General features: G+C 63.5%; 16 protein-coding genes. 8 read left to right on the top strand and 8 right to left on the bottom strand.

The annotated features are described in order from the left end of the window. Positions 1-57 precede the first annotated feature (57 nt). The 3 genes from AB5Y59_RS08815 (at position 58) to AB5Y59_RS08805 (ending at position 3,254) form a co-directional block, all read left to right on the top strand. Complete coding sequence (locus AB5Y59_RS08815; RefSeq protein ID WP_042015202.1) at positions 58-396, top strand: tRNA-binding protein; 339 nt, start codon at positions 58-60, stop codon at positions 394-396. 167 nt (positions 397-563) lie between these two features. Beyond that, positions 564-2,009: an amino acid permease gene (locus AB5Y59_RS08810; protein WP_368211829.1), complete on the top strand. Its 1,446-nt coding sequence runs from the start codon at positions 564-566 to the stop codon at positions 2,007-2,009. A gap of 273 nt (positions 2,010-2,282) precedes the next feature. Then, positions 2,283-3,254, top strand: a complete 972-nt coding sequence (locus tag AB5Y59_RS08805; RefSeq protein WP_323919903.1) for a bile acid:sodium symporter family protein — start codon at positions 2,283-2,285, stop codon at positions 3,252-3,254. Between the two features lie 57 nt (positions 3,255-3,311). Here the strand turns inward: AB5Y59_RS08805 and ovoA are convergent, their stop codons facing one another. After that, entirely contained in the window at positions 3,312-5,459 is a 2,148-nt protein-coding gene (ovoA, locus tag AB5Y59_RS08800; RefSeq protein ID WP_323919904.1) for a 5-histidylcysteine sulfoxide synthase, read from the bottom strand. Positions 5,460-5,757: 298 nt separating this feature from the next. Between ovoA and AB5Y59_RS08795 the strand changes: the two genes are divergently transcribed. After that, a complete protein-coding gene (locus tag AB5Y59_RS08795; protein WP_171865057.1) occupies positions 5,758-6,480 on the top strand; it encodes a DUF2807 domain-containing protein in 723 nt (240 codons plus the stop codon). A 72-nt stretch (positions 6,481-6,552) separates the two neighbouring features. Here AB5Y59_RS08795 and AB5Y59_RS08790 read toward each other — a convergent pair whose 3' ends face one another. From AB5Y59_RS08790 to AB5Y59_RS08780, 3 genes are all read right to left on the bottom strand, one after another. Then, positions 6,553-7,059 (bottom strand): DinB family protein, encoded by a 507-nt coding sequence (locus tag AB5Y59_RS08790; protein ID WP_045522459.1) that lies wholly within the window; start codon positions 7,057-7,059, stop codon positions 6,553-6,555. Between the two features lie 66 nt (positions 7,060-7,125). After that, on the bottom strand, positions 7,126-7,974 hold the full coding sequence (fghA, locus tag AB5Y59_RS08785; protein WP_323919905.1) for an S-formylglutathione hydrolase: 849 nt from the start codon (positions 7,972-7,974) through the stop codon (positions 7,126-7,128). Between the two features lie 48 nt (positions 7,975-8,022). Next, positions 8,023-9,150, bottom strand: a complete 1,128-nt coding sequence (locus tag AB5Y59_RS08780) for an S-(hydroxymethyl)glutathione dehydrogenase/class III alcohol dehydrogenase (protein ID WP_041212135.1) — start codon at positions 9,148-9,150, stop codon at positions 8,023-8,025. Positions 9,151-9,268: 118 nt separating this feature from the next. On the opposite strand from AB5Y59_RS08780, the gene AB5Y59_RS08775 reads away from it, so the two are divergent. Further along, positions 9,269-10,174: a LysR substrate-binding domain-containing protein gene (locus AB5Y59_RS08775; protein ID WP_039039541.1), complete on the top strand. Its 906-nt coding sequence runs from the start codon at positions 9,269-9,271 to the stop codon at positions 10,172-10,174. A 63-nt stretch (positions 10,175-10,237) separates the two neighbouring features. Here AB5Y59_RS08775 and AB5Y59_RS08770 read toward each other — a convergent pair whose 3' ends face one another. The 4 genes from AB5Y59_RS08770 to AB5Y59_RS08755 form a co-directional block, all read right to left on the bottom strand. Further along, on the bottom strand, positions 10,238-11,203 hold the full coding sequence (locus AB5Y59_RS08770) for an ABC transporter permease (protein WP_010672471.1): 966 nt from the start codon (positions 11,201-11,203) through the stop codon (positions 10,238-10,240). Positions 11,204-11,205: 2 nt separating this feature from the next. Continuing rightward, entirely contained in the window at positions 11,206-12,324 is a 1,119-nt protein-coding gene (locus tag AB5Y59_RS08765; RefSeq protein WP_048209188.1) for an ABC transporter permease, read from the bottom strand. A 79-nt stretch (positions 12,325-12,403) separates the two neighbouring features. Continuing rightward, complete coding sequence (locus AB5Y59_RS08760; RefSeq protein ID WP_323919906.1) at positions 12,404-13,981, bottom strand: ABC transporter ATP-binding protein; 1,578 nt, start codon at positions 13,979-13,981, stop codon at positions 12,404-12,406. 97 nt (positions 13,982-14,078) lie between these two features. Further along, positions 14,079-15,077: a BMP family protein gene (locus tag AB5Y59_RS08755; protein ID WP_041212138.1), complete on the bottom strand. Its 999-nt coding sequence runs from the start codon at positions 15,075-15,077 to the stop codon at positions 14,079-14,081. Between the two features lie 588 nt (positions 15,078-15,665). Here AB5Y59_RS08755 and AB5Y59_RS08750 point away from each other — a divergent pair. The 3 genes from AB5Y59_RS08750 to uvrD all read left to right on the top strand — a co-directional run bounded on the left by AB5Y59_RS08750 (position 15,666) and on the right by uvrD (position 20,279). Then, a complete protein-coding gene (locus tag AB5Y59_RS08750) occupies positions 15,666-17,573 on the top strand; it encodes a hypothetical protein (protein WP_124813159.1) in 1,908 nt (635 codons plus the stop codon). A 4-nt stretch (positions 17,574-17,577) separates the two neighbouring features. Beyond that, complete coding sequence (locus tag AB5Y59_RS08745; protein WP_368211826.1) at positions 17,578-18,039, top strand: hypothetical protein; 462 nt, start codon at positions 17,578-17,580, stop codon at positions 18,037-18,039. Between the two features lie 68 nt (positions 18,040-18,107). Then, positions 18,108-20,279, top strand: a complete 2,172-nt coding sequence (gene uvrD, locus AB5Y59_RS08740) for a DNA helicase II (protein WP_368211824.1) — start codon at positions 18,108-18,110, stop codon at positions 20,277-20,279. Positions 20,280-20,318 lie beyond the last annotated feature (39 nt).

The raw sequence follows: 20,318 nt of genomic DNA, 5'->3' as shown, positions 1-20,318 counted from the left end.
TCAAACCGGGTGGCCGTTGGCCACCCGCAAACCGTTGAACCAGAAAAGGAAAAGAGCATGAGCGAGACGATCGAGTTTGCCGAATTCAAACGGGTCGAGATGAAGGTGGGCAAGGTGTTGGAGGTGGTGCGCCACCCCGGGGCCGACAAACTCTACATCGTCCAGATCGACGTGGGTGGCGAGCGGCCGCTGCAGACTGTCACCAGTCTGGTGCCCTACTACAGCGAAGAGGAGCTGATGGGCAGCGAGGTGGTGGTGCTGACCAACCTCAAGCCCACCAAGATGCGCGGTGAGCGATCCGAGTGCATGTTGCTGTGCGCCGAGACCCCGGACGAGAGCCGGAGCGTGCTGTTGCAACCGCGGGTGCCGATGGCGCCGGGCACCCCGATCGTCTGACTGGTATTGCGAGCCGGTGCGGTGAGATTGCACCGGTTCACCAAGAAGGCCGTCCACGCGGCCCGATCATAACAAGAGAGTAAAGGGCAGGGTCGACAGACCCTTGCCAAACACATCACAGAGTCACAGCGTTACCCGCAGGGAGCGCGAGTCCACTGGAGGACACCATGTCTGAATCCGTACGCGGCACCATAGGCAAGTTTGCCCTGTTGTCGATGACCTTTGCCGCCGTGTTCAACGTGCGCAACATCGTCAACAACAACATCGAGCTGGGGCTCAGCTCCGCCCCCATCTTCCTGCTGGCGACCCTCGTCTACTTCATCCCGTTCGTTTTCATCATTGCCGAGTTCGTCTCGGCCAACAAAAACTCCGAGTCGGGGATGTACGACTGGCTTAAAAAGCCGCTAGGCACCCGGATGGCCTATCTGGGTTCGTTTCTCTACTGGTTCGTGAACCTGTTCTGGTTCGTCTCCCTGCTGCCCAACGTCATCGCCTACGCCTCCTACGCCATGCTGGGCTATGAGTACAGCTTCTCGCCCATGGTCACCTCAGTCATCTCCATCGTGCTGTTTGCAGCGGCGACCCACATCTCCACCAAGGGGGCGAGCTGGCTGGGCAAGATTGCCGAGATCGTGGCCTACGGGGTGTTTGCCCTGTTCGCCATCTATGTGCTGGGTGCCCTGATGGCCCTGAGTGGCGATCATGTGCCGGCCCAGCCCATCACGCTGGAGGCGATGACTCCCACCGTCAACTGGGCGACGCTGGGCATCATGTGCTGGATCTTCCAGGCGGCGGGCGGTGCCGAGACGGCGGCGGCCTACCTCAATGATGTGAAGGGGGGCCAGAAGTCCTTCATCAAGGTGATCATCAGTGCCGGCATCGTCATCGGCGCCATGTATGCGGTCGGTTCCCTGTTGGTGAACGTGTTCGTGCCGCGCGAGAGCCTCACCTATGCTGGCGGCATGGTGGAGATCTTCACCGGCATGGCGCAGTATTTCGGGCTTTCCGAGGCGATGGTGGGCCGCTTCGTCGGCGTGGTGCTGTTCATCGCCATGTTCGGCTCCATGATGATGTGGACCTCGGCGCCGGTGAAGATCCACTTCTCCGAGATCCCCCAGGGGGTTTACGGCGAGAAGACCACCCAGCTCAACGAGCACGGCGTGCCGGTGCGCGCCGCCTGGTGGCAGTTTGTCTTCGTGTTCGTGATGCTGGTGGTCAACGGCTTCGGTTCCGAGTCGGTGCAGCAGATGATGAACACCGCCATCAACCTCACCGCCGGTACCGCCATGCTGCCGCCGATCTTCATCATGGTGGCCTACTTCGTGTTCCGCTGGAAACATGACGACACCCCCCGCGACTTCCGCATGGGGTCACGCACCTTCGGGATGGGCGTGGTGTCGGTGCTGATCGCCATCTTCGTGGTGAGCATGAGCGCCTCCGCCTTCCCGGCCGGGGTGGATCTGGTGCGCGCCTTCTTCATCAACGTCTTCATGACCGCGGTCTTCTCGGCGCTGGCCTACTGGTGGATCTCCCGCTTCGAGAAGCGCCAGGCCCGCAAGTCAGGTGGCAACGAGAAGAAAGCGGGCAGCGACACCCTGGCCAGCCAGCGCTGATCGGCATGTGGCAAACAGGAGACGGGCGACCAGGGTCGCCCGTTTTTTATTGGCCGGATCCGGGGCCGGAGGGGCAAACTCGTTTAGTTTTGCTGTGAGAATGCGCGTTATCGTTTAACAAAATGAAACAAATGAAGCTGCCGCTCAACTTTGCACCACAGGGTGTTCGGGGTAAGCTTGTCCCTTCGTATCCGGGGTCGCAGTCTGATGACGCCTTCCCCGTGCCCTGTCGTCCCCATCCCGTGCGGGACGCGCTTTCTCTGGAGACTCTCCGTGCGTCTGGATCCTTTTACCTCTGTGCTGATTGCCGTGGTGGCCCTGGCCTCCTTCTTCCCCTGCGAGGGGCAGGTGGCCGTCTGGTTCGGTCTGCTGACCAAGCTGGCGGTGGCGCTCTTGTTCTTCATGCATGGTGCCAAGCTGTCGCGCCAGAACCTGCTGGCGGGCCTGGGCCACTGGCGGCTGCACCTGGTGGTGATGGCGAGCACCTTCCTGCTCTTCCCGCTGCTGGGGCTGCTGCTCACGCCCCTGGTGCCCCAGTGGCTGAGCCCGGCCATCTATCTCGGCTTCTTGTATCTGTGCGCCCTGCCCGCCACCGTGCAGTCGGCCATCGCCTTCACCTCCATGGCGGGGGGCAATGTGTCGGCGGCGGTGTGCAGCGCCTCGGCCTCCAGCATCCTCGGCATCTTCCTCTCGCCGGTGTTGGTAGGGCTGATGATCAATGTGCAGGGGGAGGGGGTCGATACCTGGCACTCCATTCAGGCCATCATGGTGCAGCTGATGCTGCCGTTCGTGGTGGGCCACCTGTCGCGCCCCCTCATCGGTGGCTGGGTCGACAGCCATCGCCCGCTCATCGGCAAGCTGGACCAGAGCTCCATCCTGCTGGTGGTCTATGTGGCCTTCAGCGAGGCGGTGGTGCAGGGGATCTGGCACCAGGTCGGCTGGTACGATCTCGCCAGCATCGTGATGCTGAGTTGCGTGCTGCTGGCGCTGGTGCTGGGGTGGAACGTCTGGATCAGCCGTCGCCTCGGTTTCGACAAGGCGGACGAGATCACCATCGTCTTCTGCGGCTCCAAGAAGAGCCTGGCCAACGGGGTGCCCATGGCCAACGTCATGTTCCCGGCCGCCAGTGTCGGGGTGATGGTGCTGCCGCTGATGATCTTCCACCAGATCCAGCTGATGGTGTGCGCCGTGCTGGCCCGCCGCTACCGCGAGCAGGAGGCCCTGCCCCAGGTTCAGGAGGGGTAAGCGGTCCGGATAAAGAAGAGGGAGGCCATGGGCCTCCCTCTTTCGTTTGCCGCGTCGTCAGCGTTTGCGCCAGACGGTGAGCTGGGCCACCGTGTGCTGGTACTTGCGGGCGGTCTCGCGGATGACGAAGGGGACGTCCCTCGGGGGCATGTGCTCCTCGAACTCCTCCGCCAGCAGCCGTTGCAGCGCCTGATAGGTGCCGAGGGCCTCGCCGTTTTCCCGGATGCCGCCGAGCCAGTTGGCCTTGGGGGTGTAGTCGGTCAGCCAGGTGTAGGGGCTGGTGAGCACCAGCAGGCCGCCGCTGCGAAGGCGCGGAGCAATGTCCCGCAGGAAGCGGGCGGGCTCCCGCAGCCGGTCGATGAGGTTGGAGGCGAGCACCAGGTCGTAGTCGCCGTACTTGGGCTTGAGGTTGCAGGCATCCCCCTGGCTGAAGTGGACCCGCTCGCTCTGCTCGCGACCGAGCTCGTGGCGGGAGAGGCGCGCCTCGCAATATTCCACCAGATCCCCTTCCACCGGCACCGCATAGCGGAAGCTGTCCTGGCTCGCCAGCGCCAGCGCCACGTCGATGAAGCGGGCCGAGTAGTCCACCCCGTCCACGTGGGCGAAGCGGCGAGCCAGTTCGAAGCTGGCGCGGCCGGTGGCGCAGCCGATGTCCAGCGCCCGCTCATGGCGACCGCAGAGCTCGCTGGCAAGACCGGCCAGAGCCTCGGCGTAGTTGGCGACCCCGAAGTGGCTCGGGCCGTACTGGAAGTCGAGATACTGGGCGACGAGGGTGTCGGTTTCATAAGGGTTCACGATGACGGGCTCCTGATGGCGTGAGACCAGGTAGCGGAAGCCCGCGTGCTGGAAGAAGTGGCGACGGAAGGCGTAGCGGGACGACTTGAGTGCCTCGTTGCCGGTGCTGATCCAGCTCCCGCCCTTGATGAGGGTGTGCTTGCCGTCGAAGGTGGGGGTGGAGAAGTCGTCGTAGAGGGGGTGCACCTTGAACCCCTCGAAGCCGTCGATGGCGGTGCTGGTCCACTGCCAGACGTTGCCCACCAGATCGAAGAAGCTGCCCTGGGGGCAGGCATCCACCGGGCAGGAGGAGGCGAAGCGGGCCAGGTTGATGTTGCCGGGGGCCTCCATCCAGTCCGGCTGATCGCCGGCCAGTAGCTCCCGCAGCAGCATCCACTCCCCCTCGCTTGGCAACTGGACGGGCAGGCCGGTCTGATCCGCCTTCCAGCGGCAGAAGGCGGCGGCCTCCAGCTGGTTCACCTCCACCGGCCAGTCCCAGGGCATGGGGACCTGCTCGGTCATCAGCCGCAGTTGCAACTGCTCGGGTTCATTGGGATCGCCGACCCAGAAGGTGGGCATGCGGGCGTTGGCATACTGGCGCCAGCCCCGGCCCTCGTCGTCCCACCAGGCGGGCGCTTCATATCCGCCCGCCTGCACGAAGGCCAGGTATTCGGCGTTGCTCACCAGCATGCGGCTGGCCTGGAAGGGGGCCAGCTCGATGTGGCGCTCGCCGTATTCGTTGTCCCAGCCGTAGGTGGCATCCTGTTTGCCGAGGCGCACCTGGCCGCCGGCCACCGGCAGCAGGGTGTTGACGGGGACGGCGGCGAGATCGTGGCGCGCCTCGGGGCAGACCGGCCACTGGGGCTGGCTGCGCACCCAGGCCAGGGGCAGCTGGCGGATCAGCACGCTGGAGGTCTCGAGGTGGATGCGCTCGTGCTCTATGCCCATCAGGATGACCCAGGCCGGGCTCTGCCAATGGATGGGCAGCTCGATCGGCATCCGCTCGATGAAATGACACACCAGATCCCGCACCCGGCCGCGGTAGGCGCGCAGCTCGCTGACGGAGGGCCAGTCGTAGTGGGTTTCGTCCAGATCGTCCCAGCTCATCTCGTCCACCCCGATGGCGACCAGGGCCTCGATGCGTGGGTCGAGCCGACTCTCGATGAGACGGGCCGCCAGCAGCTTGTTGACGAAGAAGGCGGCGGTATGGCCGTAGTAGAAGATGAGGGGGTGGCGCAGGGGGATCGCCTTGTTGAACCAGGCCCGCTCGTCGGCCAGGCAGTCGAACAGCGAGTCGTAGAGATCGAAGGTCTGGCAGAAGTAGGCGAGGAGCTCGCGGCGCTTGTGGTCGGGATCGTCGCCGGTCAGCAGCGGGGTGCGGGTGGGGGCAGGCAGGCCCGGATGAACGATTGGGTGGCTGGCTTGGGTCACGCTCTGACTCCTTGTTGATTCTGGCGGGTGAAGCAGCGATGGAGTGCTCTATACGCACCAGGTATCACTATTGGCTCAACGAACCGGGGCGGCAACCAAAAAAATGGGTCAACGCCCTCCTTCGGGTGTGGTCAGATTGACCAGATTGTGGTCTGAATGACTCTTTGTTGTGTGCCCCTCGAGCCTCGAAATATTGAAATGGATAGATAAATCATGATGTTAACCATATGGCACAGGGTTTGCTGATTGCCACTCACCTGCCGCGCCGTGCGGCAAAGAGGAAACGAGGAGTAGCTGGATGAAATGGATGCTGGGCGTGGTGCTGGCCCTGGGACTGACCGGATGCAGCTGGCAGGATGACGTCAAGGTGCGCGGGGAGGGGGCCGTGGTGGAGCAGCAGCATCCCCTGGGGCATGAGGTGACCCGGGTGCTGGCGGGCGTGCCCGCCAACCTGTACCTGGTGGCGGGAGAGAGCCACACCCTCAGGGTCAAGGGGGAGGCCAACCTGCTGCCCTATCTGGTGCTCACCGAGAAGGGGGAGAAGCTGGAGATCGAGGTCAAGGATGGCTACCGGCTCGACCCCACCCAGCCGCTGGAGATCACCATCACCCTGCCGACGCTGCACGAGTTGGCACTGGCGGGAGTTGGCAACGGCACCTTGCGCGACTTCAAGGGGGATGATCTGGTGCTCTCCCTGGCGGGCACGGGGGACATCGTCGCCAGCGGGCTCACGCTGGATCGGCTGGAGGGCAACATCGCCGGGCTGGGCAACCTGGATCTGGGGCAGGGCTCCGCCCGGGTGATGGCGCTGAACATCGCCGGCGCCGGTGGCGTCAAGGGGGCCGGGCTCGCCAGCGAGGAGGTCGAGGTGAGCATCGCCGGCAGTGGCGAGGTCGAGGTGCGGGCCCGGTCGCGGCTCAAGATAGAGATCGCTGGTGCCGGTGCGGTCAACTACTGGGGCAGCCCAGCGCTGACCAGCGAGATCGCGGGCTCGGGTCAGGTGAGTCGGTTGGGGAGCTGATCCCATCACCGCAACAATGAAAAAGGCCCCTCGGGGCCTTTTTTGCAGGATGTGACACTGTGGGGCGACGCCTCACTCGAGGGGGAGTGCGAGGCCCAGATCGGCGTTCAGGCGCATCAGCAGCCACTGCATGCCGGCGAGGTGCTGGTGGTCATGGCTGACGAGCAGGCGCACCAGCCCGTCCAGGGTCACCTCCCCATAGCCGCCATAGCGGGCGCGGCGCTGCCAGGCGTCGGACGGCACCGTCTTCAGCCATTCGACGGTCTGCAGGCGGGCGGTGCGAAACCGGTCGAGCTGCGTGGCGGTATCCTGCCGGGAGTAATCATGGTCCAGCGCGAGCTGATAGCCATCGAGGGAGGCGAGCTCCGGCAGGCTTTCTGCCAGGGTGCGACGAAACCGCACCTGATAGCCCAGCACCTCGATGTCCAGCAGGTGGCAGAGGTGCCCCCTGGCACTGAAACGCTCGGAGGGGATCCCGGCCCAGTTGGCGGGTTCCCAGTCCAGGTGGTCGGTGGGGACCTGTGCCAGCAGCCGCTCGAACTGATCAGGCATGGCCAGCAATGTGGTGAAGAGAGGCATCCTTGTCTCCTGTTTCCGGGTGAATGGCCGCCCGCTGACGGGGGGGCGGCCACGAGCGGGTCAGCCTCAGGCCGGTTCGCCCAGGTGGTTGGCGTGAAAGCGCAGGTGTGCCTCGATGAAGCTTGCCACGAAGTAATAGCTGTGGTCGTAGCCGGCATGGCGGTTGAGCGTCAGGGGCCACGCCCGGGTGGCGGCCACTTCGGCCAGGGTGTCGATGCCGAGCTGCTCCGCCAGGAAGGGGTCGTCCAGCCCCACGTCAACCAGGGTCGGCAGGGGTGGGCTGTCGTGGTGGCGCAGCAGTTGGCAGGCATCCCACTCCTGCCACAGCAGGGGGTTGTTGCCGAGGTAGGCGCCGAGGGCCTTCTGGCCCCAGGGGCAGCGGCTCGGGTGGCTGATGGGGCTGAAGGCCGACACCGAGCGGTAGCGACCCGACTCGCGCAGGGCGGCGATGAGGGCGCCGTGGCCGCCCATGGAGTGGCCGCTGATGGCACGCTTCGTCGAGACCGGGAAGTGGGTCTCGATGAGCTCGGGCAGCTCCCGGGTGACGTAATCGTACATCTGGTAGTGATCCCGCCAGGGGGTCTGGGTGGCGTTGACGTAGAAGCCGGCGCCCATGCCGAGGTCATAGCCGGGATCGTCCGCCACCCCTTCACCGCGGGGGCTGGTGTCCGGCGCTACCAGAGCGATGCCGAGCTCGGCGGCGATGCGCTGGGCCCCGGCTTTTTGCATGAAGTTCTCGTCGGTGCAGGTGAGACCGGAGAGCCAGTAGAGCACCGGGACTTTCTGGCCGGTGAGGGCCTGGGGCGGCAGGTAGATGGCGAAGCGCATCTCGCACCCCAGCACATTGGAGCGGTGGCGATACTGCTTGTGCCAGCCGCCGAAGCTCTTGTTGCTGCTGATGATGTCCAGATTCATGTAAGGACTCCTTGCCCCGCCCATGCGATGGGCGGGGCGCTCATGGGATCAGTAGTGGATGACGGTGCGGATGCTCTTGCCTTCGTGCATCAGATCGAACGCCTCGTTGATCTGCTCGAGGGGCATGGTGTGGGTGATGAAGTCGTCCAGCTTGAACTCACCCTGCATGTAGCGCTGTACGTAGCTCGGCAGCTCGCTGCGACCGCGCACGCCCCCGAAGGCGCTGCCGCGCCACACCCGGCCGGTGACCAGCTGGAACGGACGGGTGCTGATCTCCTGGCCCGCACCGGCCACGCCGATGATGACGGATTCGCCCCAGCCCTTGTGGCAGCACTCCAGCGCCGCGCGCATCACCTTGACGTTGCCGATGCACTCGAAGGAGAAGTCGACGCCGCCGTCGGTCATCTCGACGATCACCTCCTGGATGGGCTTGTCGAAGTCGTTCGGGTTGATGCAGTCGGTGGCACCCAGCTTGCGGGCCAGCTCGAACTTGCTCTCGTTGATGTCGATGGCGATGATGCGGCCGGCCTTGGCCAGGCGCGCGCCTATGATGGCGGAGAGGCCGATGCCCCCCAGCCCGAAGATGGCGACGCTCTCACCCTCTTTCACCTTGGCGGTGTTCATCACGGCACCGATGCCGGTGGTGACGCCGCAGCCCAGCAGGCAGACCTCTTCCAGGGGGGCGGCCGGATCCACCTTGGCGATGGAGATCTCGGGCAGTACCGTGTATTCGCTGAAGGTGGAGGTGCCCATGTAGTGGTAGATGGGCTGGCCGTCCTTGGAGAAGCGGGTGGTGCCGTCCGGCATCAGCCCCTTGCCCTGGGTGGCGCGGATCTTCTGGCACAGGTTGGTCTTGCCGGATTTGCAGAACTTGCACTCGCCGCACTCTGGGGTGTAGAGCGGGATCACGTGATCGCCGACCTTGACGCTGGTGACGCCCTCGCCGACGGACTCGACGATACCGCCCCCTTCATGGCCCAGAATGCAGGGGAAGACCCCTTCCGGATCTTCACCGGAGAGGGTGAAGGCATCGGTGTGGCAGACGCCGGTCGCGACGATCCGCACCCGCACCTCGCCGGCCTGGGGCGGCATGACCTCGACCTCTTCGATGGAGAGGGGCTGACCCGGTCCCCAGGCGATGGCGGCTTTACACTTGATGCTCTGAACCTGTGCCATGAATGACGTCCTCGTAGTGGTTGGATGAACGGAAATGAGTTCGGAGATCCAGTGTAGTTTCCCGCCGATTTGGTGATAATAACGCTAAGTATCAAATCACTTTTACACACAGGTAATAATGTTCGGCTGGGAAGGGGTCTGTGAATTTGTCAGCGTGGCGGAGCAGGGGGGCTTTACCCCGGCCGCGCGCAAGCTCGGGGTGTCGGTGGCCCAGGTGAGCCGCCAGGTGGCGCAGCTCGAAGACAGGCTGCAGGCCAAGCTGCTGCTGCGCACCACCCGTCAGGTGCGTCTCACCGAACTCGGGGAGATCTATTTTCGCCACTGCCGCCAGTTGCTGGACAACCTCTACGAGGCGGAGCTGGCGGTGGGACGCCATCAGGCGGTGCCTCAGGGCTCCTTGCGCATCACGGCCCCGGTCTCCTACGGCGAGAGCCGCATCGCCCCCCTGGTGAACGACTTCATGGTGCGCTTCCCCCAGCTGGAGGTGACCCTCAACCTCACCAACCAGTTGCTGGATCTGGTGCACGAGGGGTTCGATCTGGCGATCCGCCTCGGCCACCTCAAGGATTCGACCCTGGTAGCCCGCAAGCTGGCGCAGCGGGTACCCTATGTGTGTGCCTCCCCCGCCTACACCGCCCGCCACGGCATGCCCAACAGTCTCTCGGAGCTGGCCCGTCACACCTGCCTGGTGGGCAACGGGGACGAATGGCACTTCACCCTGAACGGTAAACCCCACAGCGTGCGGGTACGCGGTCTGCTTCAGTGCAACAGCGGCCACGCCCTGCTGGATGCGGCCATCAAGGGGATCGGCATCATCCAACTGCCGGACTACTACGTGAGCGACCACCTCGCCCGGGGGGAGCTCATCGAGCTGCTGCCGGAGCTGCGGGCCCCCGAGGAGGGGATCTGGGCCCTCTATCCCCACAACCGCCACCTCTCCCCCAAGGTGCGGCTGCTGGTGGACTATCTGGCCGAGCGCCTCAGTGATCCCCACCAACCTGCCCTGGTACGCCCCATCGGCTGAGCCGTCGCCCGAAAAAGAAAAGGCCCGCATGTGCGGGCCTTTTGCATGGCATGAAGGGCGGGGCTATTCCCGCTCCTTGACATAGGGGGTGCCGAGGGCCTTGGGGGCCACGGCCTTGCCGATGAAACCGGCCAGCAGGAAGACCGTCAGGATGTAGGGCAGCGCCTCGATGGCCTGCACCGGGATCGGGAAATCGCCGATGCTGACCCCTTGCAGCCGGATGGCGACCGCGTCGAGGAAGCCGAACAGCAGACAGGCCGCCATGGCGTTCCAGGGGCGCCACTTGCCGAACACCAGGGCCGCTAGCGCCATGAAGCCCTTGCCCGCGCTCATGTTGGGGATGAACTGGGCGGTCTGGGCCACCGCCAGATAGGTGCCCCCGATCCCCGCCAGCAGGCCGCCGATGATGAGGGCGGTATAGCGCATCCGCACCACGGAGATACCGGCCGTATCCACCGCCGCCGGTGCCTCGCCCACCGCCCGCAGCCGCAGGCCGAAGCGAGTGCGGAACAGCACCCACCAGGCCAGGGGCACGGCGGCGAAGGCCACGTACTCCAGCAGGGAGTGACCGCTCAAGAGCTCGCTGTAGAGCTGGCCGATGACGGGCACGTCATAGAGCTCCTTGGCATAGGGCAGGTCGATGGGGGCGAAGCGCGCCGCGCCGGAGAGCGCCGGGGTCTGGCCCCCCTGATCGAACCAGTAGCGCCCCAGGGTCACGGTGAGACCGGCCGCCAGGATGTTGATGGCCATGCCGCTCACTACCTGATCACCCCGGTGGGTGATGGTGGCGAAGCCGTGCAGCAGGGCGAACAGGATGGAGATCCCCACCCCGACCCCCAGCCCAATCCAGGCGGAACCGGTGACGGCGGCCGCCGCCGCACTGGCGAAGGCGGAGGCCAGCAGCTTGCCCTCCAGGGCGATGTTGACCACCCCGGAGCGTTCACAAAACATCCCGGCCATAGCGGCAAGAATGAGCGGCGGCGCGGTACGAATGGTCGCATCCAGCATCAGGATCAGCATTTCGAACATGATCAGGCTCCTTTCACTTGGGCGGCCGGGCGGTTGGCAAAGGCCAGATAGGCCTGCTCGATGCGCGGGCGCAGCATGTGCTCCAGGGCGCCGCAGAACAGGATCACCAGACCCTGCAGCACTACGACGATGTTGCGGTCCACCCCGAACTCGAAACTGAGCTCGGCGCCGCCCTGGTAGAGGAAGCCGAACAGCAGGCTGGCGATGATGACGCCGACCGGGTGGTTGCGGCCCATCAGGGCCACCGCGATGCCGGTGAAGCCGAAGCCTTCCACGAAGTTGAGCTTGATCTGGTGCAGCTCACCCTGCAGCACGTTGAGGGCGAAGAAGCCCGCCAGCATGCCGGAGATCACCATGGCCAGGATCACCACCTTGGGGTAGGAGATGCCCGCATAGGCGGAGGCACTCTGGCTTGCGCCCACGGAGCGGATCTCGTAGCCCCAGCGGGTATGCCAGATGAAGACCCACACCAGGGCCGCACAGATCAGCGCCCAGAAGAAGCTGATGTTGAGTGGGCTGTTCGGCACCGTCACGCCGACCGCCGCCAGCAGCTCGCTCATCTTCGGCAGCCAGCTCGCCATGGCGAACACCTTGCTCTCGGTGGCCATGGATCCTGGCGGCTTGAAGACGTCGACCAAGAGGTAGGCCATCAGCGAGGCGGCGATGAAGTTGAACATGATGGTGGTGATGACGATGTGGCTGCCCCGCTTGGCTTGCAGCCAGGCCGGGATGAAGGCCCAGGCCGCGCCGAACAGGCCGCCGGCGATGATGGCGAGCGGCAGCAAGAGGGCGAACGGCAGCACGTCCCCGAGCAGCAGACAGACCAGACCGACCCCGAGGCCGCCGATATAGGCCTGCCCCTCACCGCCGATGTTGAACAGGCCGGCGTGGAAGGCCACCGCCACCGCCAGACCGGTGAAGATGAAACCGGTGGCGTAATAGAGGGTGAAGCCTATCCCCTCGCCGGTGCCGAAGGCGCCGTACCACATGATTTCGGCTGCCTCGATGGGGCTGATGTCGAGGTAATAGAACAGGATGGCCGACACCAGGAAGGCCAGCAGGATATTGACTGCGGGCAGCACGCCCACGGATATCCAGGCAGGAACACGTGCTTGGCTCATGAATGGGCCTCCTTGATATCGTCGGGGACTGGTGTGTTGACCATCATCAGGCCGAATCCGTTACAAGTGGTTGTGACCTTCATGATGTGGCTCCTTGTGATTGGCTTGCCGCCACGTCGTCAGGAACTATGTTCGCCATCATCAGGCCGATGGTGCGTTCATCCGCCCTGGCGCCGTCCAGCTCGCCGACGATGCGGCCATCGGCGATGACCAGAATGCGGTCGGAGAGGCTCATGATCTCGTCCAGCTCCACCGACACCAGCAGCACCGCCTTGCCCTTGTCGCGCATGGCGATGATCTGCTGGTGGATGTACTCGATGGCGCCGATGTCGACGCCCCGGGTCGGCTGGCCGACCAGCAGCACATCCGGGTCCTGCTCCACTTCCCGGGCGATCACCAGCTTCTGCTGGTTGCCGCCGGAGAAGTTGGCGGTCTTGTGCTCCGGGCTCGGCGGGCGCACGTCCCACTTGTCCATCTTGGCCTGGCAATCCTGGCGGATCGCCTCCTTGTCCTGCAGCCAGCCCTTGTTGTACTGGGCACGGCGGTGATAGCCGAGGATGAAGGCCTCTTTCGCCTCGAAGCGGTTGATGAGCCCCATCTTGTGCCTGTCTTCCGGGATGTGGCCGAGGCCGAAGTTGCGCACCAGCTCCGGGTCGGCCGGGTGGCTCTGGCTCACCTCGTGGCGCTGCGCCCCGGCGATGGTGAAGCCGCCCTTGCTGGGCTTGAGGATGCCGCCGAGCATGCTGAGCAGCTCGGACTGGCCGTTGCCGGAGACTCCGGCGATGCCGACCACTTCCCCCGCCCGCACCTCGAAGCTGACGGATTTGACCCGTTCCACCCCGGCGTCATCGACGTAAGAGAGGCCCTCGACCTTGAGCTTGGCCTCGCCCGGCTGGGCGGTGCCCTTGTCGACCTTGAGGCGCACCTTGCGGCCCACCATCAGCTCGGCGAGCTGCTCCTTGTCGGTGTCTTTGGTGGCGACATGGGCCACCATCTCCCCCCGGCGCATGATGGAGACCTGATCCGTGATGGCCAGGATCTCCCGCAGCTTGTGGGTGATGAGGATGACGGTCACCCCCTGATCCCGCAGCTTTTTCAGCACCTCGAACAGGTGATCCGCCTCTTGCGGGGTCAGCACCCCGGTGGGCTCGTCGAGGATCAGGATGCGGGCACCGCGATAGAGCGCCTTGAGGATCTCGACCCGCTGTTGCAGGCCCACCGGCAGATCCTCGACCTTCTCGTGCAGCGGCACCTCGAGACCATAGTCCCGTGCCAGCTCGCCCAGCAGCTTCTCGGCGGCCGCCAGGCTCTTGCCCAGGCGCCAGCCGTTTTCCGCGCCGAGGATCACGTTTTCTAAAACAGTAAAATTGTTCACCAGCATAAAGTGCTGGTGCACCATGCCCACGCCTGCGGCAATCGCATCTTGTGAGCCATGGGGTTTGAAGGGGTTACCGTCGATCAGCATCTCGCCTTTGTCGGCGTGGTAGAAACCGTAAATGATGCTCATCAGGGTCGACTTGCCGGCGCCATTTTCGCCGACGATGCCGTGAATACTGCCTTTACGAACCTGAAGGTCGATCTGCTTGTTGGCGTACACGTCGCCGAACCGCTTATCGATACCCCTTAATTCGATGGCATAGCGATCTGTCTGGTCCATGATGCAGTCCTTGCGGGTCATGAAGTAGAGACTAAAAACCGGCCCGTGCGGGCCGGTCTGGATTGAGAGTCGTAGCAGAGACTCGGTACTTGCAGGATCAGTACTTACAGGAGTTGTCGCTCATGTAGTCGTGCACCTTGATCTTGCCGGCGATGATGTCGGCCTTGATGCTCTCGACCTTGGCTTTCATTTCCGGGGTGATCAGCTTGGCGTTGTTCTCGTCCAGCGCCCAGTCAACCCCGCCTTCGGCCAGACCCAGGGACTGGATGCCCGGCTTCCAGCTGCCCTTGGCGGCGTCATCCCAGCTCTTGTACGCGGCCAGACCCACGGACTTGACCATGGAGGTCAGCATGGTGCCCGGTTGCAGGTGGTTCTGGTTGGAATCCACACCGATGGCCAGCTTGCCTTCGTCCTTGGCAGCCTGATAGACACCGATACCGGTGCCACCGGCGGCGGCATAGACCACGTCGGCGCCCTTGGCGAACTGGGACTTGGCCAGTTCTGCACCCTTGGCGGGGTCAGCAAAGGCTGCCGGGGTGGAGCCGGTCATGTTCTGATAGACGTCGATCTTCGGATTGATGTACTTGGCGCCCTGCTCATAGCCGCACTGGAACTTGCGGATCAGCGGGATGTCCATGCCGCCCACGAAGCCGACCTTGCCGGTCTTGGAGGCGATGGCCGCCAGGGCACCCACCAGGAAGGAACCTTCATGCTCCTTGAAGATGAGGGACTGGACGTTCGGCTTGTCGACCACCATGTCGATGATGGTGAACTGGGTGTTCGGGAACTCGGTGGCAACCTTCTCTACTGCGGAACCCATGTTGAAGCCGACGGCGACGATGGGGCCGTTGCCACGGCTGGCCAGACGACGCAGGCCCTGCTCGCGCTGGGCTTCGTTCTGGGGTTCGAACTCCTTGACCTTGACGCCTTTGTCCTTGTTGTAGACTTCGACGCCGTTGCGGAACACGGCTTCGTTGAAGGACTTGTCGAATTTGCCTGCGGTGTCATAGATGACGGCGGGCTCGGAGGCTGCCTGGGCGGACAGGGCAGCGAGGGTGAGGGCGGCCACGGTGGCCAGCTTGAGCACTTTAGTCACGATCGTATCCTTGATTGTTATGTGAGGGTCCACAACCTGTCTTGGCAGGTCATAAAGCACGCTGGCTAACTGTAAGTGAGCCAGCCCGTTGGTCAAGGGGATCATAGAGGAAAAACGTTTGCGTTAACGGTTTGAAATATAAGCAAATTGCCTTATAAGTGTTTGTTTTATGGTGTTTTTGCAGAATTAAATTCCGGGATTAATAGGGCTCGATCGACATTTGTGTTTGGATTCATGACGTTAGGCGCAACCGTTTTCCCCCCCTGATGAAAAAACTGGCTTCCATCGGCACCAGCCCTGCGGCCTCATCGACGCCACGCTGGCGGGCGGGCTGGCTGATCGCCAGGAGGTCCGCCCCGGGTGTGACAGCCCACGATGGGTGGCTATTTCCCCTCCCAGGGCCGTCGTCTGTGGCCATTTTTCCTGCTCGCTCGGGGCCTGCGTGATGGCAAGCACACTCATATGGAAATGCATTGGTGTTTGTCATATGGGTACGCTAGGTTATACCCGGATTAACTTGGCCCCCGGGATGGGGCCGTATTTTTGACATTTGTTCGGGTGATAAAAATGAAAAAAAACGTGCTGAGTATGGCAGTGGCTTGTGTGTTGTCCGGTGTCATGTTGACCGCTTGCGGGGGCGGTGGTGACGATAACGGTGGCGGCAGCAATGGTGGCAACAATGGCGGTGGCACCGACACCGGCAGCAAGCCTCTTCACACTGCCGTCTTCCTGGATTCCGTCGTGGGTGGCCTCGACTATCGGTGCAACGATTACACCGGTGTCACCAATGCCAAGGGTGAATTCCTGTTTGATGATGGCGACACCTGCGAATTCGCATTGGGCAACCAACGCCTGGGGGCGGTGACCCTCAAGGCGGGCAACTCGCTGGTGACCCCTTACACCCTGGCGGGTGACGACAAGGAGAAAGCGATCCGCATTGCGGCATTGCTGCAGACGCTCGACAGCGACAGCAATCCGGAGAACGGCATCACCCTCGACAAGGCGCAGGTCGCGCAACTGGGGATCGTCGAACTGGGTAGCGATGACGCCTTCAACACCTCCCTGGTCGAGGCGCTGAAAACAGCGGGCCTCACCAAGGCCGTCGTCTCTCTGGCTGCGGCGAAAGCCCACCTCTCCGCCACCCTGGCTGGCGTCAATGGCCGCTCCGTGGCGGTCGACAAGGTGCTGAGCGATCTGCAGGGACTGACCGATCTGAAAAACCTGGACGTCGAGAGCAAGTTCAAGGAGTACAAGGAGACCCTGCAGGCCGAGACCGGTGAGAGCGGCAAGGCCGATCGCCAGATCGTGCTGGCCATGCTGACCATGCTGGAGGTGACCAACAACCCCGTAGTGGCTGAACGCCTGGGCTTCACCTCGTCCGCCATTGGCAGTGGTTACAGCACCAGCCTGGCCAAGGTGATGGATGTCATCATCCATACTCCCGGCACCGCCTCCGTGGCGCTCAAAGGTGGCAAGGGATATACCCGTGACGTGGCCAAGCTGATGGGCGCCTATGCCGACAGCCTGGAAAACGTCGCGGCTGCCCTGGCCGATATCCAGGATCCGGATTACAGCGCCACCTATGGCGATGACGATACCGTCACCCTCAACCTCGACGGTGCCAAGGCCCTGCGGGCCTCGGCGATGGCGATGGCATCGGCCCTCAACATCGCCGCCTCTTACCAGTACGGTCCGGACAGCGCCTATGTCACCCAGCAGGAAGAAGTGACCTTGCCGCGTATGCACATCAAGGACACCTGGGGCATGCAGCCGACCACCACCTATGAAGAGAGCAGCAGCACCTTCGAGACCCAGTTCAGTCAGCAGGAAATCGAGCCGGATGCGCTGGTGGCGCACGCCGATTTCTTCCGTTTGACCGACGATGCCAAAGCACGGTTGGCCAAGGCCAAGTCGCAGTTGAAGGATGCGGTGAGCCTCGCTCTGACCATCGATCAGAGCAAGCTGGACGAATCGTTGACCCAGGATGAGATCGAGGCCAATGCCGCGACTCTCAAGGAGCTGGCGAACCACTTTGCAGGCACTGTGCCCACTATCCAGTGGGAAAGCATCGAGACCCGATACGTCAATACCGGCATGGGCTGGCAGCCTCAAGAGGTGGGGGTGAAGTACAACATCAATGTGCTGCCGTTCTTCGATGAGATGCTGGATCGCAGTGACATGACCATCAAGGTGACCGGCGGCTGTGATGGCGCCGTGGGGGCGCGGGATGCCGAGCTGTCCAAGGCCATGGGAGAGCCCATGTGTCTCATCACGAGCGACGAGTTCAAGGCACTTGCCCAGAGCGATCGCGGCGCACTGAAGTACATCGGCTGGATGCAGGAAGATCAGGAGAGCCACACCGCCATCTATGCCAAGGGGGTGGGTTATGACTGGTCAACCCAGATGACGCCGGTGGCCGGGTCGACCTTTGACAAGGTATTCGTCTCCTGTACCGACCTGGATGACAACAAGGTCAGCTGTGCCGATCAGCTGTAAACCAGTGGGAGCGCTCCTGACGGGGGCGCTCCTGTTGTGGATGCCGGTGGCACAGGCTGCCGGCATGCTGACGCGCTACACCGATTATCGGGAGCGTGTCTTCGATCGTCAGGGTCAGTTGCAATATCAATTGACCACCCACGAATACTTGCAGCGGATGCCCAGCGGGCGTCCGTCATTGTCCAGTCTGTTTGCGTTGCGAGAGATGCAACGAGCATCACTGCAGCTCAAGCAGGGCACCTTGATGGTGAATGACGTCATCGTGCGCTTCGAGCATGGGCATTATCAGGACGGCATGCTGGTGATGGGGAACACGGAAATGACCCTGCCTGAGGGCCGCATGCTGGCCGCTTCACTGCGATTTGATCCCGTCCAGCAGGTGCTGGATGCCCCCCGCGCCCGGTTGCTCAGCTTTTCCGGTGAGGTACTGGGCCAATACCGGGACTATCACCGCCCCCTTCGTTGATCCTGCCGGTTGGTCTCTGGCCGCTCAGGCCGTATAATCCCCGCCTGTATAAATAAACAGGAGTGGTGATGGACGTTTCAACCCTGCTCGACGGGCTCAATGACAAGCAAAGAGACGCGGTGGCGGCCCCCCGTTGCAACCTGCTGGTGCTGGCCGGTGCCGGTTCGGGCAAGACCCGGGTGCTGGTGCACCGTATCGCCTGGCTGATGCAGGTGGAGCGTTGCTCACCCTTCTCCATCATCGCCGTGACCTTTACCAACAAGGCGGCGGCCGAGATGCGTGGTCGGGTCGAGAAGGTGATCGGCGACGGCGTGCGCGGCATGTGGATCGGCACCTTCCACGGCATCGCCCACCGCTTGCTGCGGGCCCACCATCTGGATGCAGGGCTGCCGCAGGATTTCCAGATCCTCGACTCCGACGACCAGTACCGCCTCATTCGCCGGGTGCTCAAGGCGCTCAACCTCGACGAGAAGCACTGGGCCCCGCGCGCCGTGATGGGCTACATCAACGGCAAGAAGGACGAGGGGCTGCGCCCCGGCGACATCGACCTCTACGGCGACCCCGTCACCCGCACCTATCAGCAGATCTACAAGACCTATCAGGAGACCTGCGATCGTTCCGGTCTGGTGGACTTTGCCGAGCTCCTGCTGCGCGCCCACGAGCTGTGGCTGAACAAGCCGCACATCCTCGAGCACTACCGCGACCGCTTCCAGAACATCCTGGTGGACGAGTTCCAGGACACCAACGGCATCCAGTACGCCTGGCTGCGGATGCTGGCGGGCGACACCGGCAAGGTGATGATCGTCGGCGACGATGACCAGTCCATCTACGGCTGGCGCGGCGCCAAGATTGAGAACATCCAGCGTTTCCTGACCGACTATGAGGGGGCGCAGACCATTCGCCTCGAGCAGAACTACCGCTCCACCGCCAACATCCTCAAAGCCGCCAACAGCGTCATCGCCAACAATGCGGAGCGCCTTGGCAAGGAGCTGTGGACCGAAGGGGCCGAGGGTGAGCCGATTTCGCTGTACGCCGCCTTCAACGAGGTGGACGAGGCCCGCTTCGTGGTCGGCCGCCTCAAGGATTGGAAAGAGAAGGGGGGTCTGCTCGCCGACTGCGCCATCCTCTATCGTTCCAACGCCCAGTCCCGGGTGCTGGAAGAGGCGCTGATGCAGGACGCCATGCCCTATCGCATCTACGGCGGCCTGCGCTTCTTCGAGCGCCAGGAAATCAAGGACGCCATGGCCTACCTGCGCCTTATCAACAACCGGGGCGACGACGCCAGTTTCGAGCGGGTGGTCAATACGCCGACCCGCGGCATCGGCGATCGCACCCTGGAGATCTTGCGTAACAACGCCCGCGATCAGGGGCTCAACCTGTGGCAATCGGCCAAGGCCCTGCTCAACGACAAGGTGCTGACCGGTCGCGCCGGCAATGCGGTGCGCGGCTTTGTCGAGCTGATCGACGCGCTGGAGGAGCAGGTCTCCCTGCTGCCGCTGCACCAGCAAGCGGATATCGCCATCCAGCACTCCGGCCTCAAGGCGATGTATCTGGCGGAAAAAGGCGAGAAATCCCAGGCGCGGGTAGAGAACCTGGACGAACTGGTCACCGCCTGCCGCCAGTACCAGCGCCCGGACGAGCTGGAAGATATGAGCGATCTCTCCGCCTTCCTCGCCCACGCGGCGCTGGAATCGGGCGAGAATCAGGCGGACGAATATGCCGACGCGGTGCAGCTGATGACCTTGCACAGCGCCAAGGGGCTGGAGTTCCCGCTGGTGCTGCTGGTCGGCGTCGAAGAGGGCATGTTCCCCAGCCAGCAATCCACCGAGGAGTCGGGCCGGCTGGAAGAGGAGCGCCGCCTCTGTTACGTCGGCATGACCCGCGCCATGGAGAAGCTCTACATCTGTTATGCGGAGAGCCGCCGCATCTATGGCCGCGAGATGTTCCACAAGCCGAGCCGCTTTATCCGCGAGATGCCCGCCGAGTGTCTGGAGGAGATCCGGCTGCGCACTCAGGTGAGCCGCCCCACCCAGTACGGCCGCTTTAGCCAGAACGAGGTGCAGCAGAGCTTCGACGCCAGCGGCATCAAGCTCGGCCAGCGGGTGCTGCACCCGAAATTCGGGGAAGGCATAGTGCTTAACTTCGAAGGGGTCGGCCAGCAGAGCCGGGTGCAAATCCAGTTCGACGAGGTCGGCGCCAAGTGGCTGGTGACGGCTTATGCCAGATTGGAGGCGCTCTGATTTCTTTCGCCTTTTGATGCAATCAACCCGGCGTAGGCC

Source organism: Aeromonas sp. s10 (genome assembly GCF_040907975.1).
Taxonomy (GTDB): Bacteria; Pseudomonadota; Gammaproteobacteria; order Enterobacterales; family Aeromonadaceae; genus Aeromonas; species Aeromonas caviae.
Note: the sequence above shows the minus strand (reverse complement) of the source record. Positions and strands in the feature narration are given on the sequence as shown.

Bases quoted from the DNA above. Each gene is read 5' to 3' on its own strand.
- AB5Y59_RS08815 (WP_042015202.1), top strand. From the start codon at position 58: ATGAGCGAGACGATCGAGTTTGCCGAATTCAAACGGGTCGAGATGAAG.
- AB5Y59_RS08770 (WP_010672471.1), bottom strand. From the start codon at position 11,203: ATGTTCGAAATGCTGATCCTGATGCTGGATGCGACCATTCGTACCGCG.
- fghA (WP_323919905.1), bottom strand. From the start codon at position 7,974: ATGAATCTGGACATCATCAGCAGCAACAAGAGCTTCGGCGGCTGGCAC.
- AB5Y59_RS08775 (WP_039039541.1), top strand. From the start codon at position 9,269: ATGTTCGGCTGGGAAGGGGTCTGTGAATTTGTCAGCGTGGCGGAGCAG.
- uvrD (WP_368211824.1), top strand. From the start codon at position 18,108: ATGGACGTTTCAACCCTGCTCGACGGGCTCAATGACAAGCAAAGAGAC.
- AB5Y59_RS08780 (WP_041212135.1), bottom strand. From the start codon at position 9,150: ATGGCACAGGTTCAGAGCATCAAGTGTAAAGCCGCCATCGCCTGGGGA.
- AB5Y59_RS08810 (WP_368211829.1), top strand. From the start codon at position 564: ATGTCTGAATCCGTACGCGGCACCATAGGCAAGTTTGCCCTGTTGTCG.
- AB5Y59_RS08795 (WP_171865057.1), top strand. From the start codon at position 5,758: ATGAAATGGATGCTGGGCGTGGTGCTGGCCCTGGGACTGACCGGATGC.
- AB5Y59_RS08750 (WP_124813159.1), top strand. From the start codon at position 15,666: ATGGCAGTGGCTTGTGTGTTGTCCGGTGTCATGTTGACCGCTTGCGGG.
- AB5Y59_RS08765 (WP_048209188.1), bottom strand. From the start codon at position 12,324: ATGAGCCAAGCACGTGTTCCTGCCTGGATATCCGTGGGCGTGCTGCCC.
- AB5Y59_RS08760 (WP_323919906.1), bottom strand. From the start codon at position 13,981: ATGGACCAGACAGATCGCTATGCCATCGAATTAAGGGGTATCGATAAG.
- AB5Y59_RS08790 (WP_045522459.1), bottom strand. From the start codon at position 7,059: ATGCCTCTCTTCACCACATTGCTGGCCATGCCTGATCAGTTCGAGCGG.